Here is a 16,419-nt window from a genome sequence, read left to right on the forward strand (position 1 = left end):
GACGGAAAGGTTCAAGGCGCTCATGAGCCGTTTCAAGATGGCGTGCGATCATTTGAGCATCGATGGCGTCGGTCTTGGCATGCTGGGCAAGGGAGCGGGCGAAGCTGCGCACTCTTGCCGGCGGCACGATATAGACGACCAGACCGGCTTCATGCAGGTTAAGGGCTAGCCTGCGTTCATAGCCGCCCGATGCTTCGACCGCAATCTTGATCGGTCCCAGCTTCAAAAGGCGAGACACAAGGCGCGCTATGCCGGCCTCGCCGGAATTCACGCTCATGCGCTCACCGCTGGGAAGAATGAAAAGATCGAACCGGTCCTTGGCGACATCAATGCCAACAAAGGAGATCTGCTGTAACATTACCTTGCTCCCAGGCTTGTGGTGCGGGCGAAAGCCCGAGCAACCGTACGGGGTCAAAGGGAGCAGGCAGGGCCTTGCTTGATCGCGGCTATTCTAACCAGTCCGAGAAAACGGCCACCTGCCTGCACTGGCCGGGATGCGCATCCCGGCCAGTGAGATCAAGTAAACCACATCTCGTCCACACAAGCCCGAGGGTGACCCCAGAGTGGGGAAGCGGTTCTCAACCAATTGGCGTGGGGCGTCTCCGCCCCGTGTCTCTGCTACATATCATGCAGCACATAGGCTGCCTTTACCGCCGCAGAGGCGCGGTTTTCGACGCCGAGCTTGACGTAGATCTGTTCCAGATGCTTGTTCACCGTGCGGGTGGAAAGGCCGAGAATATCGCCGATGTCGCGGTTGGTCTTGCCTTTGGCGATCCACAGCAATACTTCGGATTCGCGCACCGTCAGCGGGAAGTTTTTCCGCAGCGCCGCGTCATCGCTTACCGGATTGGCACCGGTCACGCGGAAGAGGTATTCGTCGGCGCCCGTCTTTTCCAGAAAAGCCAGCTGATAGAGAAGCCGGCCGTTGAGCGTGATCGGGAGCATGGGCTGATCCGGTGAGGCACCTGAAGCCCCGCCCGATTGCAGCCATCTGCCGGTTTCACTGGCAATCAGGTTCAGGTCGGGTTCGCCGCCGGTTGCCGCGCCGATCAGCCGGCTTGCCTGCGGGGTCATCCATCGAAACGACCCGTCCGGGCCGGTTGCCAGAAGGTGACGGCCGGTGGCGTCAAGCGCGACGCGGGCGCTCTGGGTGGAGCGGGCATTTGCCAGATGAACGCGGATGCGCGCGCGCAGCTCGTCGATATTGATCGGCTTGGTCAGGTAGTCGACGCCGCCCGATTCCAGCGCATGGACGATATGCTCGGTTTCCGATAGCCCGGTCATGAAGATGACGGGGGTTTCCGCCGCCGGTCCGCTCTTCAGCCGCCGGCAGGCTTCGAAACCGTCCATTTTCGGCATCACCGCATCCATCAGCACGAGGTCGGGCAAAACCCGCTCGACAATCTTCAGGGCGCTCTCGCCGGAGGTCGCAATCAGCACGGAATAGCCGGTCTCCTCCAGCGCTTCGGTGAGGAAGCTCAGCGTCTCCGGACTGTCATCGACCAGAAGTACGATTTCCTCAGCCATCGGATTTCAGTTCCTCTCCGGTATTGCCGGTTTCAGCCGTTTTCAGGAAGCGGACAAAACCGTCCACGTCGAAACCGGCGATGAACGGCTCGGCCTTTTGCACAAAGGGTCGGTAAGCCTCACTGGCCGAAAGTTCGCCGAGCATGTCCCTGATACCGCGTAGATAGCCGATTTCGGCAAGGCGCATCAATTCATCGCGCACGGTTTCGGGCGGAAAGAGCAGTTTTTCCGGTGTTTTTGTCGCAGGCGCCGGTGCGGCTTCCGGTTTGTCATGCCAGTTCAGGCCGAGCTGGATGGCCAGAACATCCTTCAGCCGGTTCAGGCTGACCGGTTTGGCGAGCGTATCATTGTGGCTGTCATCGCCCCGGCCGATAATCGCATCGTCGCCGACATTGGCCGAGAGCATGACAATCGGCGCGGTAACGCCGGCATCGCGCAGACGGGTGGCAAGCTGCCAGCCGTTCATGCCCGGCATGCGGATGTCGAGCAGGAATATATCGGGGCGCTTGTCGGCAATCTGTTTCAGGCAGGTTTCCCCGTCTTCCGCCAGCATCACGGTGAAGCCGAGGGGTTCGAGAATATCACGCATCATCGCGCGGTGGTCGGCGTTGTCGTCAACGACCATGATCATACGGCGCGGGCCGTCATAGCTGCCGCCGGTCCGGTCCGTGCTGCCGCGTGGCGGGGCCGGGCGTTCGATGGAGGCAAGCATCAGCCTGACGGTGAAGGTGGTGCCTTTGCCCTCCGCACTTTCGACGTCAATGGCGCCGCCAAGCGTGTTGACCAGAAGCCGGGTAATGGTGAGACCGAGGCCAAGGCCCGGCTTTTCCGCCTTGCCGTCGCCGCGCTCGAACGGTTCATAGATGCGTTCGAGATCCGTTTCGGCAATGCCGCTGCCGGTATCCGCGACAATGAAGGTGGCGACCTGATTGCGATAATGCGCCTTGAAGTTAACCGCGCCACTGTCGGTGAATTTCACCGCATTGGAGAGCAGATTGACGAGAATCTGCCGCAGCCGCTTTTCGTCGGTGCGCACATAGGCCGGCATGGTCCGGTCGCGTTCGTGGCGGAAGACAAGGCCCTTGGCGCGCGCCTGGGTTTCGAACATATCGGTGATCTGGTCGAGAAATTCCGTCAGGTCGATTTCGTTGGAGAACACCTGCAGGCGGCCGGATTCAATGCGGGAAATGTCGAGCAGGCCGTCGATCAGGCCCGAGAGATAATCGGCCGATCGGCGGATGGATTTGATGGCCGGTCTGCGGGCTTCGGGAATGGTCACGTCGCGTTCCAGCAGTTGTGCATAGCCGGAAACGGCGTTGAGCGGCGTGCGCAGCTCGTGCGAAAGGCCGACGACATAACGGCTCTTGGCGCGGTTGGCCGCCTCCGCCGTCTCCTTGGCGGCCTGAAGGGCGGCATCGGTTTTCTCGTGGGCAGCGATTTCCTTCAAGAGCAGGGTCGTCTGGCGTGAGGATTCCTCCTCCGCCACCATGCGGCTGTCATGGGCGAGCACGAAGAACCATGCGACAACGCCGGCAATCAGGGCGAAGACGAAGAAGACGATCAGCGCCGTGTCATAAACCACCGATGCCGTTTCCGGGGCGGCCTCGGCCATCTGGTGCGAAATCATGAACAGGATGGCGCCGATTGCGGCCGCCGACAGCACGAAGGCAATGCTGTAGCGTCCGAGGCGGGTGGCAAGCTGGGCGACAATGCGGGCGGGAAGCAGTTTTCCGGCCACCGTCGCGACCTGTGTGTTGAGCCGCGCTTTCGGTTTGCACAGGTCGTGGCAACGGCTGTCGAGCGAGCAGCAGAGCGAACAGATCGGCCCTGCATAGGCCGGACACCACGCCATGTCCTCCGGCTCGAACGGGTGCTCGCAGATCGAACAGGTGATGGTGGTGAGCGACTGCCAGCCCTTCCTCGGCTTGCGCGCCAGGTAATAGCGCCCGCCCGTGCTCCAGGCGATCAGCGGTGAGGCGATGAGCGCCACGAAACAGGCAATGAAGGGCGCGAAAGAGACCGCGAGCGCACCGAACGCGCCGAAATGCGCGGCAAGCGCGATGGCGGCGGCAAGGAACATGGCGCCCGGACCCACCGGGTTGATGTCGTAGAGATGGGCGCGTTTGAACTCGATGCCGGGCGGCGAAAGCTTCAGCGGCTTGTTGATGAACAGATCGGCGGAAATCGTCGAAAGCCAGGACATGGCGATGATGGCGAAAACGCTGAGCGAGGCTTCCAGCAGCCGGTAGATGCCGAGCTGCATCAAAAGCAGGGCGATGGCCACGTTGAACACCAGCCAGACGACGCGGCCGGGATGGCTGTGGGTCAGCCGCGAAAAGAAATTCGACCATGCGAGCGAACCCGCATAGGCGTTCATCACATTGATCTTGAGCTGCGAAATGACGACGAAAGCGGCCATCAGCAAAAGGGCGGCGGTCTGGTTGGGCAGCATGTAGCCGAAGGCCGTCAGATACATGTGCGACGGGTCGGCGGCGCTTTCGGCCGGCACGCCGGAGGAGAGCGCCAGAACGGCCAGGAACGATCCGGCCATCAGCTTGGGCACGCCGACGACCACCCAGCCGGGACCTGCCAGAAACACGGCCAGCCGGTGGCGGAAACTGCGTTTGCCCGTTGCAGGCAGAAACCGCAGAAAGTCCACCTGTTCGCCGATCTGCGGCATCAGCGCGAAGATGACACCGGCTGCTGCCGCAAAGCCGGTCAGCGTAAAGGCCGCCGCCGTTCCCGGCTCCGCAGAGGCCGCATTGAGCCCGCCAAAGGCCCGCCAGAGTTCGAATTTCTCGAAATCCATGAAGGCGATGAAGATGAAGGGCAGGATGTTGAGAATGATCCAGAATGGCTGGGTGAGAAGCTGGAACCGTGAAATCATCTGCACGCCATAGGTCACCAGCGGTATGACCAGCACCGCCGAGATGACATAGCTGATCCACAGCGGAATGCCGAAGGCCAGTTCCAGTGCGGCCGACATGATCGAGGCTTCGATGGCAAACAGGATGAAGGTGAAGCTTGCATAGATCAGCGATGTGACGGTCGAGCCGATATAGCCGAAGGATGCGCCGCGGGTCAGAAGGTCGATGTCGACGCCGTGGCGGATCGCATATTTCGCGATCGGCAGACCAGCCAGCAGCATCACGGCTGCCGCGACGATGGCTGCGAAAAAGGCATTGGTCGTGCCGTAGGAAAGCGTGATCGTGCCGCCGATCGCCTCCAGCGCCAGAAACGAAATCGCGCCGATGGCCGTCTGCGAAATCCGGCTGGAGGAAAAACGGCGCGCGCTCTTGGCGGTAAAGCGCAGCGCGTAGTCTTCCAGCGTCTGGTTGGCGACCCAGCGGTTATATTCGCGCCGGACGGGGATAATGCGTTGGCGTGGCGTCATGAACTCTGGCTTTGCATCGGAAAAGTCGGTGTTTGCCTGAATGTTTCGACAAGGACGGCCCTTGGCAAGTGAAAACCGTGGTGAAACCCACATGCCTGCCGCACTTTTTCCTTGTTTTCGACGATGTTATGGTAATCGGATGGGAACAGGCCGCTATCCGGCGGCCATGCAGACAGGAGTGGACGATGGCAAAAGCGCAGACAGAAAGCACCGATGAAGGGCAGACTTTCGGAACCGATGGTATTGCGCCGATGGAACGACCCTCGGCTGCGACCCGCTTTTTCATGGGCATCGTCAACTGGGCGGAAAAGCTCAATCTGAAACATGCCATTCACGGCAATCCGCCGGTTTATGACAATGCGACTTTTCCGTGGTCGAAGGAAATCGAGGCGGCAGCGCCCGCCATTCGCGCCGAGCTGGACAAGGTCCTTCTGCGCCAGAGCGAGCTGCCGAGCTTCCAGGATATCTCGACCGATGTGAAGACGATTTCCGACGACAACCACTGGAAGACCTTCTTCCTGCTCGGCTACGGGCTGAAATCGGAACAGAATATCGCCGCCTGCCGGGAAACCTGGAAGGCCATGCAGAAGATACCGGGGCTGACGACGGTGATGTTTTCCATCTTCGAGCCCGGCAAGCACCTGCCGGCCCATCGCGGCCCTTATAACGGCGTGCTGCGCCTTCATCTCGGCATGATCGTGCCGGAGGCCGAGCCGGACGAACTGGCGATCCGCGTCAAGGACCAGATCTGCCACTGGGAAGAAGGCAAGGTGCTGATTTTCGATGACGCCTACGAGCACGAGGCCTGGAACCACACCGACAAGACCCGCGTGGTGCTGTTCGTCGATTTCGTCAAACCGACGCGTTTTCCGGCGAAATGCGTCAACTGGCTGCTGATGCATATGGCGATCTTCACGCCGTTCATCCGCGAAGGCCTCGACAACCACAAGGACTGGGAAAAGAAGTTTTATGCCGAGGCCGAGGCGCTTCGAAACCGGCCGTAATGCGCTTCTGACAGACGGTCTTCCACCCCACATACGTCAAATGACGTATGTGGGGTTTTCTCTCCCTCAACGATAGTTGGCGCAGGCGTTCGTTTTCGGGCGCCGCGATTTCCAGACGCCATTCAGGCGATAATCCGTTGAGGGGAAATAAGATGAAATTCAAAAAGGGACTGACCGGCGCGGCGCTTATGGCGGCGCTGACGGTATCGACCGCAACCGCTGCGCTCGCGCAGGAAGACACGATCAAGGTCGGCATCCTGCATTCGCTGTCCGGCACGATGGCGATTTCGGAGACGACGCTGAAAGACGCCATGCTGATGCTCATCGAAGAGCAGAACGAAAAGGGCGGACTTCTCGGCAAGCAGCTTGAGCCTGTCGTCGTCGACCCGGCCTCCGACTGGCCGCTTTTTGCCGAAAAGGCGCGTGAGCTGATCGAAGGCGACGGCGTTTCGGCTGTCTTCGGCTGCTGGACCTCCGTTTCGCGCAAATCGGTTCTGCCGGTGTTCGAGGAACTCGACAACATCCTGTTCTATCCCGTCCAGTATGAGGGCGAGGAAAGCCAGCGCAACGTGTTCTACACCGGTGCTGCACCGAACCAACAGGCCATTCCCGCCGTCGATTACCTGATGGAGAACGAAGGCGTCGAGCGCTGGGTTCTGGCCGGTACCGACTATGTCTATCCGCGCACGACCAACAAGATCCTCGAAGCCTATCTGAAGGATCACGGCGTTGCCGATGAAGACATCATGATCAACTATACGCCGTTCGGCTTCTCCGACTGGCAGACGATCGTCTCCGACGTCAAGAACTTCGGTTCCGAAGGCAAGAAGACCGCCGTGGTCTCCACCATCAACGGTGACGCCAACGTGCCGTTCTACAAGGAGCTGGCCAACCAGGGCATTTCGGCTTCTGATATTCCGGTCGTTGCCTTCTCCGTTGGCGAAGAAGAGCTTGCCGGTCTCGATACCGGTCCGCTTGTCGGCCATCTGGCGGCCTGGAACTACTTCGAATCGGTCGATACCGATGCGAACTATGACTTCATCGACGCATGGCATGCCTATACCGGCGACGATGCCCGCGTGACCAACGACCCGATGGAGGCTCATTACATCGGCTTCAACATGTGGGTTAAGGCCGTTGAAAAGGCCGGCACCACCGATCCGGATGCCGTGATTGACGCCATGGTTGGCATTTCGGTTCCGAACCTTTCGGGCGGCTACTCCGCGATGATGCCGAACCACCACATCACCAAGCCGGTTCTGATCGGTGAAATCCAGGATGATGGTCAGTTCGACATCGTCTACGAAACGCCCGGCCTGGTCGCAGGCGATGCGTGGTCCGATTACCTGCCCGACTCCAAGAACCTGATTGCCGACTGGCGCGCTCCGATGTCGTGCGGCAACTTCAACACCGAGACCGGTCAGTGCGGCGGCATGGCTGCCGAGTAATCCGACGACGTCATTGTCAGGCGCGGTTCTGCCGCGCCTGATGAACAGGGGGGTGGCCGTTACGGGCCACCAAAATCGGGGGCGCACATGTCATCTCTTTCTCGCATGCGCTATTTAAGAGCCTTTATTCTTTCACTTATTGTTTTTCTGACATGTGCGCCGCTTTCCCTGAAGGCCGCCGACGACCTGCAGGGCATGATTGACGGCTTTGCAACGGCGCGGAATTTTTCCGAAACGGAAGAGCAGGTCAACAAACTCGCAGCCACCGGCGACACCGCCGTGGTGCCGGCGCTGAAATCGCTTGCCGCCGGCGATCTCTATTACCGCGAGGATGATGGCAAGGTCTTCATGACGGCCGATGCCAGTTCGCGGCGCAATCTTCTGCTGATCGACCCGTTGACCGGTGAACAGGTGGGTGAAGCCTCCAAGCGCGATCTGGAAAAGGTCGGGGTCAACAATAATCTCCGCCGCGCAATCGATGCCGCCCTTGCCGGCCTGACGCTTGGAAGCCCCGACCGCAATGTCCGGCTTTCAGCCGCACATGAACTCATGAGCGCCCCGAGCGAGGACAATCTTGCTCTCATCGAGCAGGCGCTGGAGCGGGAAGAGGACGGCGAGGTCAAATCGGCGCTTTCGCAGGCGCGTGCCGTCTCCATTCTCAATTCCAATGCCGGGATAGAGGCGAAAACCGAGGCGATTGACGATATCGCCGCAATCGGCGGGCGCGAGGCGATTTCCATTCTGCTTTCCGCGCGCGGCAGTCTGGAGCCCGAACTTCAGGCCGATATCGACGCCGCGCAGGCAAAAATCGAAAAGCGGCTTGCCTTCTGGGATGCCGGCCAGAATGTCTGGTATGGCCTGTCGCTCGGCTCTGTGCTGCTGCTTGCCGCCATCGGCCTTGCCATCACCTTCGGGGTGATGGGGGTCATCAACATGGCCCATGGCGAAATGGTGATGATCGGCGCTTACTGCACCTTCATGGTGCAGGAGGTGATCCGTAATTCCTATCCGGATCTCTTCGGCTGGTCGCTGGCCATCGCCCTTCCGGTCGCCTTTGTCGTCACCGGTGCCGTCGGTCTTGTCATCGAACGCGGCGTCATCCGCTTTCTCTATGGCCGTCCGCTGGAAACGCTGCTGGCCACCTGGGGCGTGTCGCTGATCCTTCAGCAGACGATCCGCACCATTTTCGGCCCCACCAACCGCGAGGTCGGCAATCCGGCGTGGATGTCGGGGTCGTTCGACCTCGGCGGGCTGGTGATCACATGGTCGCGTCTGTGGATCATCGTCTTTGCGCTTGCGGTTTTCGCCGGGCTTCTCGTGCTGATGAAGCGTTCCGCCTTCGGCCTGCAGATGCGCGCCGTCACGCAGAACCGGCGCATGGCCGCGTCCATGGGCATCCGCACGCCATGGGTTGATGCCTTCACCTTTGCACTCGGTTCGGGCGTTGCCGGTCTGGCAGGCGTTGCGCTCTCGCAGATCGACAATGTCTCGCCCAATCTCGGCCAGTCCTACATCATCGACAGTTTCATGGTCGTGGTCTTCGGTGGCGTCGGCAATCTCTGGGGCACCTTCGTCGGCGCATTTTCCCTCGGCATCCTCAACAAGTTTCTCGAGCCCTATGCCGGCGCCGTTCTCGGCAAGATCCTGGTGCTCGTCTTCATCATCCTGTTCATCCAGAAACGGCCGCGCGGTCTGTTCGCACTCAAGGGAAGGGCGGTTGAATCATGATTACGGCCTATCTCCTGCGCTCTCTCGACCGCAAGGTTCTCATCGCCATCGCCGTGCTGTTCGCCGCAGCGCTTCTGGTGCCCTTCCTCAATCTCTTTGTGCCGGCAGAAAGCCCGTTTCACCTGCCGACCTATATGGTCTCGCTGTTCGGCAAGTACCTTTGCTATGCGCTGCTGGCACTTTCGCTCGATCTCGTCTGGGGCTTTTGCGGCATTCTTTCGCTCGGTCACGGCGCGTTCTTCGCGCTCGGTGGCTATGCGATGGGCATGTATCTGATGCGCCAGATCGGTTCACGCGGCGTCTATGGCGACCCGGTTCTGCCGGACTTCATGGTGTTCCTGAACTATCAGCATCTGCCGTGGTTCTGGCATGGCTTCGACATGTTCTGGTTCGCCATGCTGATGGTGCTTGTCGTGCCGGGCCTGCTGGCCTTCGTCTTCGGCTGGTTTGCCTTCCGCTCGCGCGTCAACGGCGTCTATCTTTCGATCATCACCCAGGCGATGACCTATGCGCTGCTGCTCGCCTTCTTCCGCAACGATATGGGCTTCGGCGGCAATAATGGCCTGACCGATTTCAAGGATATTCTCGGCTTTTCCGTGCAAGCGGGGTCAACACGCGCCGCCCTGTTTGCAGCCTCCGCACTGTTTCTCGCGCTCGGACTTTTCATCGCCTCGGCCATTGTCCGCTCCAAGGCCGGCAAGGTGCTGGTCGGCGTGCGCGATGCCGAAAGCCGGGTGCGCTTTCTCGGCTACCGGGTGGAAAACTACAAGCTTTTCACCTTCGTCGTTTCCGCCATGATGGCGGGCGTGGCCGGTGCGCTTTACGTGCCGCAGGTCGGGATCATCAATCCGGGCGAATTCGCGCCGGCAAACTCCATCGAAGTCGTCATCTGGACGGCGGTCGGCGGTCGCGCGACGCTGGTCGGCCCGATCATCGGCGCCATTCTTGTGAACGGCGGCAAGACGATTTTCACCGGGCTTTTCCCTGCCTTCTGGCTGTTCGCGCTCGGCGGCCTGTTCGTCGCCGTCACCCTGTTCCTGCCGAAGGGCATTGTCGGAACGCTGGCCGGACGGTTCTCGCGGAAAAACACATCCGGCGGCGATGACGCGCTGTCGCGCAATGAACGCGCTGAGGAGGCTGAAGCCGGTATCGATACGGCGGCAGCAGAAGGGGAGGCGGCACGATGAGCCCGCAGGAAAAACGCGCCAAGAGCCTGCTCTATCTCGACAATGTCTCGGTATCGTTTGACGGGTTCAAGGCGCTCAACAGCCTGTCCTTCGTCATCGAACCGGGAGAGCTGCGCGCCGTCATCGGCCCGAACGGGGCGGGCAAGACAACGATGATGGACATCATCACCGGCAAGACCCGGCCGGATGAGGGCGAGGTGTTCTTCTCCGACACGATCGATCTCACCCGCCGCGACGAGGCCGATATTGCCCAGCTCGGCATTGGCCGCAAATTCCAGAAGCCGACCGTGTTCGAAAGCCATACGGTCTGGGACAATCTGGAACTGGCGCTGAACCGCAGGCGCGGGGTGTTTTCGACGCTGTTTTATCACCTGACCGGTGAAGACCGGACCCGCATCGAGGAAATCCTCGAAACCATCCGCATGACCGCCCGCAGGGACGAGCTTGCCGCCAACCTGTCGCATGGCCAGAAACAGTGGCTGGAAATCGGCATGCTGCTGGCGCAGGAACCGAAACTGCTTCTGGTCGACGAACCGGTTGCCGGCATGACCGACGCCGAAACCGTCGAGACCGCGCGTCTTTTGCGCGAAATCGCCAAAACCCGCGCCGTCGTCGTCGTCGAGCACGACATGGGCTTCGTCCGCGACCTCGGCGTCAAGGTCACCTGCCTCGCCGAAGGCTCCGTGCTCGCCGAAGGATCGATCGATTTTGTGTCGAATGACCCCAAGGTCATCGAGAATTATCTGGGGCGGTGAGGGGATGGCCGCGAGCGAGTTGAGATGCTGGATGGATCCTCGGGTCAAACCCGAGGATGACGCAAATGGGGAAGGCTGGGTGCAGCGTGCGACCTCAGGGCATGCTGAAAAGTCGCAGGAATTCTTCTCAGAGCTTTCCCCGGAGAAAGCCTTCGCTAATAAAGTGCAGACCTCCCCCCTCGGGTCATCCTCGGGCTTGACCCGAGGATCCACGCCGGATTGCTCAGAGAAACGTCTCGTAGAGATCGTCCCAGCCGGGATTGACGCGTTCGATCAGCGCGATCTTCCACGCGCGGTTCCAGTGTTTGAGAGCCTTTTCCCGGGTGATCGCACTACCGATTTCGAAATGTTCCTCGTACCAGACAAGCCGGCTGCAGCCGTAGCGGCTGGTGAAGCCTTTCGTCAGTCCTTCGCGATGCTCGAAGATGCGTCGCTCGAGGTCAGACGTGACGCCGATGTAAAGCGTTCCATGTGGCTTGTTGGTGACGATATAGACATAGCCGGTCATCGCGTTTTGCCGGTCTGTATGGATCCTCGGGTCAAGCCCGAGGATGACACAAATGCGAAGGCACGGAAAGCAAAAGACGGCTCAGGGCAAACGAGCACACATTTCGTGTTTGCCGGCCAGTTTTTCCCGTCGCCCTCTCTTAATGCGTCATCCTCGGGCTTGACCCGAGGATCCAGGCTACAGACAGAAAGCCAATTTGCGACACTGACCATTTCTGCCTTTGAAACAGAGGTCCACGACCATGCTGACCATTGAAAATGTCAATCTGCATTATGGCGCGGCGCAGGCGTTGCGTGATGTCTCGCTTGAGGCTGAAATGGGCAAGATCACCTGTGTGCTGGGGCGCAATGGCGTCGGCAAGTCGTCGCTGCTCAGGGCGGTGACGGGGCAACATCCGACTTCCGGTGGCACCATTGCCTTTCAGGGCGAAAAACTCGACGGGCTTGCGCCCTATGCCCGGGCAAAACGAGGGGTTGGCTATGTGCCGCAGGGGCGCGAAATCTTTCCGCTTTTGACGGTGAAGGAAAATCTGGAAACCGGTTTTGCGCCGCTGAAGGCCGGCGACCGCAGCATTCCCGACGATATTTTCAGCCTGTTTCCGGTGTTGCAGACTATGCTGTCGCGCCGTGGCGGCGACTTGTCCGGTGGCCAGCAGCAGCAACTGGCCATCGGCCGGGCCATGGTGACGCGCCCGCAAATTCTCGTTCTTGACGAACCGACCGAAGGCATCCAGCCGTCGATTATCAAGGATATCGGCCGCGCCATCCGTTACTTGCGCGATTCCACCGGCATGGCCATTCTTCTGGTTGAGCAGTATCTCGATTTCTGCCGCGAACTGGCCGACAAGGTCTATATCATGGACCGTGGCGTCATCGTTCATGAAGGTCCGGCCGAAACGCTCGATACCGAGGACGCTCGCCGGCATCTGACGGTGTGATGCTTCCACACGCAGACTGCGAAGTTTTTGTGCGTCGGGCAGCGCTGGCGTTTTCGCCTGACATTCTTCTGACTGCCGTCTCGCCTTTCGGTGTCGCTGAACGGGCATTAAAACGAACCGGCATTGTCCGTGCGGCATGAAACTTGCTTTGACCCTTTTGACAGAATGATTAAAGAAAAAGGGAACGCCATGAGCGGCGCAGAAAAAGACGGCAGGGTCAAAGCCGGAGCGAGGGCGGAGTGGTGCTGTTAATGCCAGGCAGAACCGCGCGGCCACAGCGTACATTCGGACGGGGACAGGTGACAGCCAAGGCACTGGCCGGCCGGACCCGTCTCGATGAGTTCTATCAGGAGGGCGCGGCCAAGATCCGCATTCCCGAGAGCTTCGACGGCGCGATGGAAGCCGTTCTGATCAACACATCCGGCGGGCTGACCGGCGGCGACCGGCTGCAATGGGTGATGGATGCCGAGGCCGGAACGGCGCTGACAGTGACCACGCAGGCCTGCGAGAAAATCTACAAGTCGGATGAAGGTCCGGCGATGATAGATACCGAATTGCGGGTTGGCGACAATGCCCGGCTCGACTGGTTGCCGCAGGAAACCATCCTGTTCGATAATGCCTCGCTCAATCGCAGGCTGGATGTCGATCTGGCGGAAAATGCCGAATTTCTGGCCATCGAGGCGGTGCTTCTGGGACGCAAGGCGATGGGTGAGGCGGTGCAATACGGTCAGTTCCGCGACCGCTGGCGGGTGCGCCGGGAAGGCCAGCTGATCCATGCCGAAGATGTGCGCATGACCGGTGATATCGAAAACCTTGTGGCGCAGACGGCGGTGCTCGGTGGCGATGTTGCATTTGCGACCCTGCTTTACTGTGGCCCGCGCGCAGAAGCGCTGATGCCGAAGGTGCGGGCAGCGCTTGGCGAAGCGGCGGGCGGGGCCAGCGAGTGGAGCGGCAAGCTGGTCGCCCGGATCGTTGCGCCCGACGGCTATCATTTGCGAAAAAGCCTGATTCCGGCACTAAAGGTCTTGCGGGACGGCCAAAATCTGCCGAAAGTCTGGCATCTTTGAAATACCGAGCGATAAGCAGAAACGAGAGTGACGCATGAACCTGACGCCGCGTGAAAAGGACAAACTCATGGTTTCCATGGCCGCCATGGTGGCGCGCCGCAGGCTGGAGCGGGGCGTCAAGCTCAACTGGCCGGAAGCTATCGCGCTGATTACCGATTATGTGGTGGAAGGCGCCCGCGACGGCCGCCCCGTGGCCGAACTGATGGAAGCCGGCGCCCATGTGCTGACCCGCGATCAGGTGATGGAAGGCGTGCCGGAAATGATCCACGACGTGCAGGTGGAAGCAACCTTCCCCGACGGCACCAAACTGGTGACCGTACACGAGCCGATCAGGTGAGGAGGCTTAAATTCTCGCAGATATAGATGTTCGGCTTATTCAAAAGGAAAGGTTTGCGAGAGCAGGCGAAACTTATTTCGCAAAACTATTCTGCCTCTCACTATATTGGCGCTTTTGATCCAGAATTGGCTGAACTTGCGAGGCAGCAAGTGGAATCAGTTCAGGCAATTTGGGAGCCAAAGCGTGCATTGCCGGACGATGTTTTGCGTAGTCTTATTAATATAAATCGAAGCCTACGCAGGGTTTATGATAGAACACCAGGTCGATACTCGAAGAGTTTCGACGATGAATTTAAACCCATTATGGGATGGGATGATTATTTTGCAGACTTAGGTCTGAAGTAAATTGAGGGACTTGGAATGATACCCGGTGAAATGATCCCCGCCGAAGGCGAAATCGAAATCAATGCCGGTCTTGAGACCGTGACGCTGACCGTTTCCAACACCGGCGACCGTCCGGTTCAGGTGGGCAGCCACTACCATTTCTTCGAGACCAATCCCGGCCTGTCCTTCGAGCGTGAAAAGGCGCGCGGCATGCGGCTCGATATTCCCGCCGGAACGGCGGTGCGTTTCGAGCCCGGCCAGACCCGCGATGTCACGCTGGTGCCCTTTGCTGGCAACCGCAATGTCTACGGTTTCCGCCAGGAAGTCATGGGCAAGCTCTAGAGCCTGAAATTGCCGGTCCCGCGCGGCTTTCGGCGCGGATCAAGTCAAATTGTGTTCATGGGGAGTGATCCATGCCCTTTAAAATGTCCCGCCAGTCCTATGCCTCGATGTTCGGCCCGACCACCGGCGACAAGATGCGTCTTGCCGATACCGAACTGTTTGTCGAGGTGGAAAAGGACTTCACCCATTACGGTGACGAGATCAAGTTCGGCGGCGGCAAGGTGATCCGCGACGGCATGGGCCAGAGCCAGGCAACGCGCGCCGAAGGTGCGGTCGACACGGTGATCACCAATGCGCTGATCATCGACCACTGGGGCATCGTCAAGGCCGATATCGGGCTGAAGGACGGGCGCATCGCCGGCATCGGCAAGGCGGGTAACCCGGACACGCAGGCAGGCGTCGATATCATCGTCGGTCCCGGAACCGAGTCGATTTCCGCCGAAGGCAAGATCGTCACCGCCGGCGGCATGGACGCCCATATCCACTTCATCTGCCCGCAGCAGATCGAGGAAGCGCTGATGGCGGGGCTGACCTGCATGCTTGGCGGCGGTACGGGGCCGGCCTATGGCACCTTTGCCACCACCTGCACGCCCGGCCCCTGGCATATCGGCCGGATGATCGAGGCCGCCGATGCCTTCCCGATGAACCTGGCCTTTGCCGGCAAGGGCAATGCCTCGCTGCCCGGCGCGCTGGAAGAACAGGTGCTCGGCGGCGCTTGCGCGCTGAAACTGCATGAGGACTGGGGCACGACGCCGGCTGCCATCGACAACTGCCTGTCGGTTGCCGATAAATACGACGTTCAGGTGATGATCCACACCGACACGCTGAACGAAAGCGGCTTCGTGGAAGATACGGTCGCCGCCTTCAAGGGCCGCACCATCCATGCCTTCCACACCGAAGGGGCAGGCGGCGGCCATGCGCCGGATATCATCAAGATCTGCGGCCAGTCGAACGTCATTCCCTCGTCAACGAACCCGACCCGGCCCTATACCGTCAACACCATTGCCGAACATCTCGACATGCTGATGGTCTGCCATCACCTGTCGCCGTCCATTCCCGAGGATATCGCCTTTGCCGAAAGCCGCATCCGCAAGGAGACGATTGCTGCGGAAGACATTCTGCATGACATCGGCGCGTTCTCGATCATTTCCTCGGACAGCCAGGCCATGGGCCGCGTCGGCGAAGTGATCATCCGCACATGGCAGACCGCCGACAAGATGAAGCGCCAGCGCGGCCGCCTGCCGGAGGAAAGCGGCGAAAACGACAATTACCGGGTGAAGCGCTATATCGCCAAATACACGATCAACCCGGCCATTGCTCACGGTCTCAGCCATGAGATCGGCTCGGTCGAGGTCGGCAAGCGCGCCGATCTGGTGATGTGGGATCCCGCACTTTTCGGCGTCAAACCGGAAATGATCATCATGGGCGGCACCATTGCGGCGGCCCAGATGGGCGACCCGAACGCCTCTATCCCGACCCCGCAGCCGATGCATTACCGTCCGATGTTCGGCTCATTTGGCAAATCGCGCACCAATTCCTCCGTCACCTTCGTCTCCGAAGCCTCGCTGGATACCGGCATTGCCCACAAGCTTGGCGTTGCCAAGCAGCTTCTGCCGGTGAAGAACACGCGCGGCGGCATTTCCAAGGCGTCGATGGTGCACAACAGCGCCACGCCGGAAATCTCTGTCGATCCGGAAACCTATGAAGTGCGCGCCGATGGCGAGGTACTGACCTGCGAACCGGCAGAGGTGTTGCCGATGGCGCAGCGGTATTTCCTGTTCTGACCACAAATTCCGGTGAAGTCGGGATAACAAGCTTTCATGAATCGGAAGGCTTTTCCGGCTTCACCTTTTGGTGGGCCT

The 16,419-nt window shown here is 60.1% G+C and carries 13 protein-coding genes and 1 pseudogene; 10 read left to right on the forward strand and 4 right to left on the reverse strand.

Annotated elements, in window-relative coordinates; genetic code table 11:
- The 3 genes from ABID12_RS11375 to ABID12_RS11385 all read right to left on the reverse strand — a co-directional run.
- Window positions 1-358: IS110 family transposase (locus ABID12_RS11375; RefSeq protein ID WP_354434295.1), on the reverse strand; the 358-nt coding region annotated here is incomplete at its 3' end.
- Window positions 359-618: 260 nt separating this feature from the next.
- Window positions 619-1,527: a response regulator gene (locus ABID12_RS11380; protein WP_354434296.1), complete on the reverse strand. Its 909-nt coding sequence runs from the start codon at window positions 1,525-1,527 to the stop codon at window positions 619-621.
- A complete protein-coding gene (locus ABID12_RS11385; protein WP_354434297.1) occupies window positions 1,520-4,921 on the reverse strand; it encodes a hybrid sensor histidine kinase/response regulator in 3,402 nt (1,133 codons plus the stop codon). Before ABID12_RS11385 ends, ABID12_RS11380 begins: the two co-directional genes overlap by 8 nt.
- 185 nt (window positions 4,922-5,106) lie before the next feature.
- Here ABID12_RS11385 and olsC point away from each other — a divergent pair, with 185 nt between their 5' ends.
- The 5 genes and pseudogenes from olsC (at window position 5,107) to urtD (ending at window position 11,043) form a co-directional block, all read left to right on the forward strand.
- Window positions 5,107-5,925 (forward strand): ornithine lipid ester-linked acyl 2-hydroxylase OlsC, encoded by an 819-nt coding sequence (gene olsC, locus ABID12_RS11390; RefSeq protein WP_354434298.1) that lies wholly within the window; start codon window positions 5,107-5,109, stop codon window positions 5,923-5,925.
- 152 nt (window positions 5,926-6,077) lie between these two features.
- Window positions 6,078-7,373: an urea ABC transporter substrate-binding protein gene (urtA, locus tag ABID12_RS11395; protein WP_319517541.1), complete on the forward strand. Its 1,296-nt coding sequence runs from the start codon at window positions 6,078-6,080 to the stop codon at window positions 7,371-7,373.
- A gap of 87 nt (window positions 7,374-7,460) precedes the next feature.
- On the forward strand, window positions 7,461-9,101 hold the full coding sequence (gene urtB / locus ABID12_RS11400) for an urea ABC transporter permease subunit UrtB (protein WP_435528220.1): 1,641 nt from the start codon (window positions 7,461-7,463) through the stop codon (window positions 9,099-9,101).
- Window positions 9,098-10,168, forward strand: a pseudogene (gene urtC / locus ABID12_RS11405) (urea ABC transporter permease subunit UrtC); the annotation flags it as partial. The gene urtB and the pseudogene urtC, both read left to right, overlap by 4 nt.
- 116 nt (window positions 10,169-10,284) lie before the next feature.
- Entirely contained in the window at window positions 10,285-11,043 is a 759-nt protein-coding gene (gene urtD / locus ABID12_RS11410) for an urea ABC transporter ATP-binding protein UrtD (RefSeq protein ID WP_319517540.1), read from the forward strand.
- Between the two features lie 223 nt (window positions 11,044-11,266).
- Here urtD and ABID12_RS11415 read toward each other — a convergent pair whose 3' ends face one another.
- The gene (locus ABID12_RS11415; protein WP_354434299.1) at window positions 11,267-11,551 is read right to left on the reverse strand and encodes a GIY-YIG nuclease family protein; all 285 of its coding nucleotides are present in this window, start codon (window positions 11,549-11,551) and stop codon (window positions 11,267-11,269) included.
- A 241-nt stretch (window positions 11,552-11,792) separates the two neighbouring features.
- Here ABID12_RS11415 and urtE point away from each other — a divergent pair, with 241 nt between their 5' ends.
- The 5 genes from urtE to ureC all read left to right on the forward strand — a co-directional run bounded on the left by urtE (window position 11,793) and on the right by ureC (window position 16,341).
- Window positions 11,793-12,488 carry an urea ABC transporter ATP-binding subunit UrtE gene (gene urtE / locus ABID12_RS11420; protein WP_354434300.1) on the forward strand — a complete coding sequence of 232 codons (696 nt, stop codon included), beginning with the start codon at window positions 11,793-11,795 and terminating at the stop codon, window positions 12,486-12,488.
- A 245-nt stretch (window positions 12,489-12,733) separates the two neighbouring features.
- Entirely contained in the window at window positions 12,734-13,555 is an 822-nt protein-coding gene (locus tag ABID12_RS11425; RefSeq protein ID WP_435528225.1) for an urease accessory protein UreD, read from the forward strand.
- A 34-nt stretch (window positions 13,556-13,589) separates the two neighbouring features.
- Window positions 13,590-13,892, forward strand: a complete 303-nt coding sequence (locus ABID12_RS11430; protein WP_106310400.1) for an urease subunit gamma — start codon at window positions 13,590-13,592, stop codon at window positions 13,890-13,892.
- A 359-nt stretch (window positions 13,893-14,251) separates the two neighbouring features.
- Window positions 14,252-14,557 (forward strand): urease subunit beta, encoded by a 306-nt coding sequence (locus tag ABID12_RS11435; protein ID WP_106310403.1) that lies wholly within the window; start codon window positions 14,252-14,254, stop codon window positions 14,555-14,557.
- 71 nt (window positions 14,558-14,628) lie between these two features.
- Window positions 14,629-16,341 carry an urease subunit alpha gene (gene ureC / locus ABID12_RS11440; protein WP_354434302.1) on the forward strand — a complete coding sequence of 571 codons (1,713 nt, stop codon included), beginning with the start codon at window positions 14,629-14,631 and terminating at the stop codon, window positions 16,339-16,341.
- Window positions 16,342-16,419 lie beyond the last annotated feature (78 nt).

The organism is Martelella mangrovi (assembly GCF_040545495.1).
Classification (GTDB): domain Bacteria; phylum Pseudomonadota; class Alphaproteobacteria; order Rhizobiales; family Rhizobiaceae; genus Martelella; species Martelella mangrovi.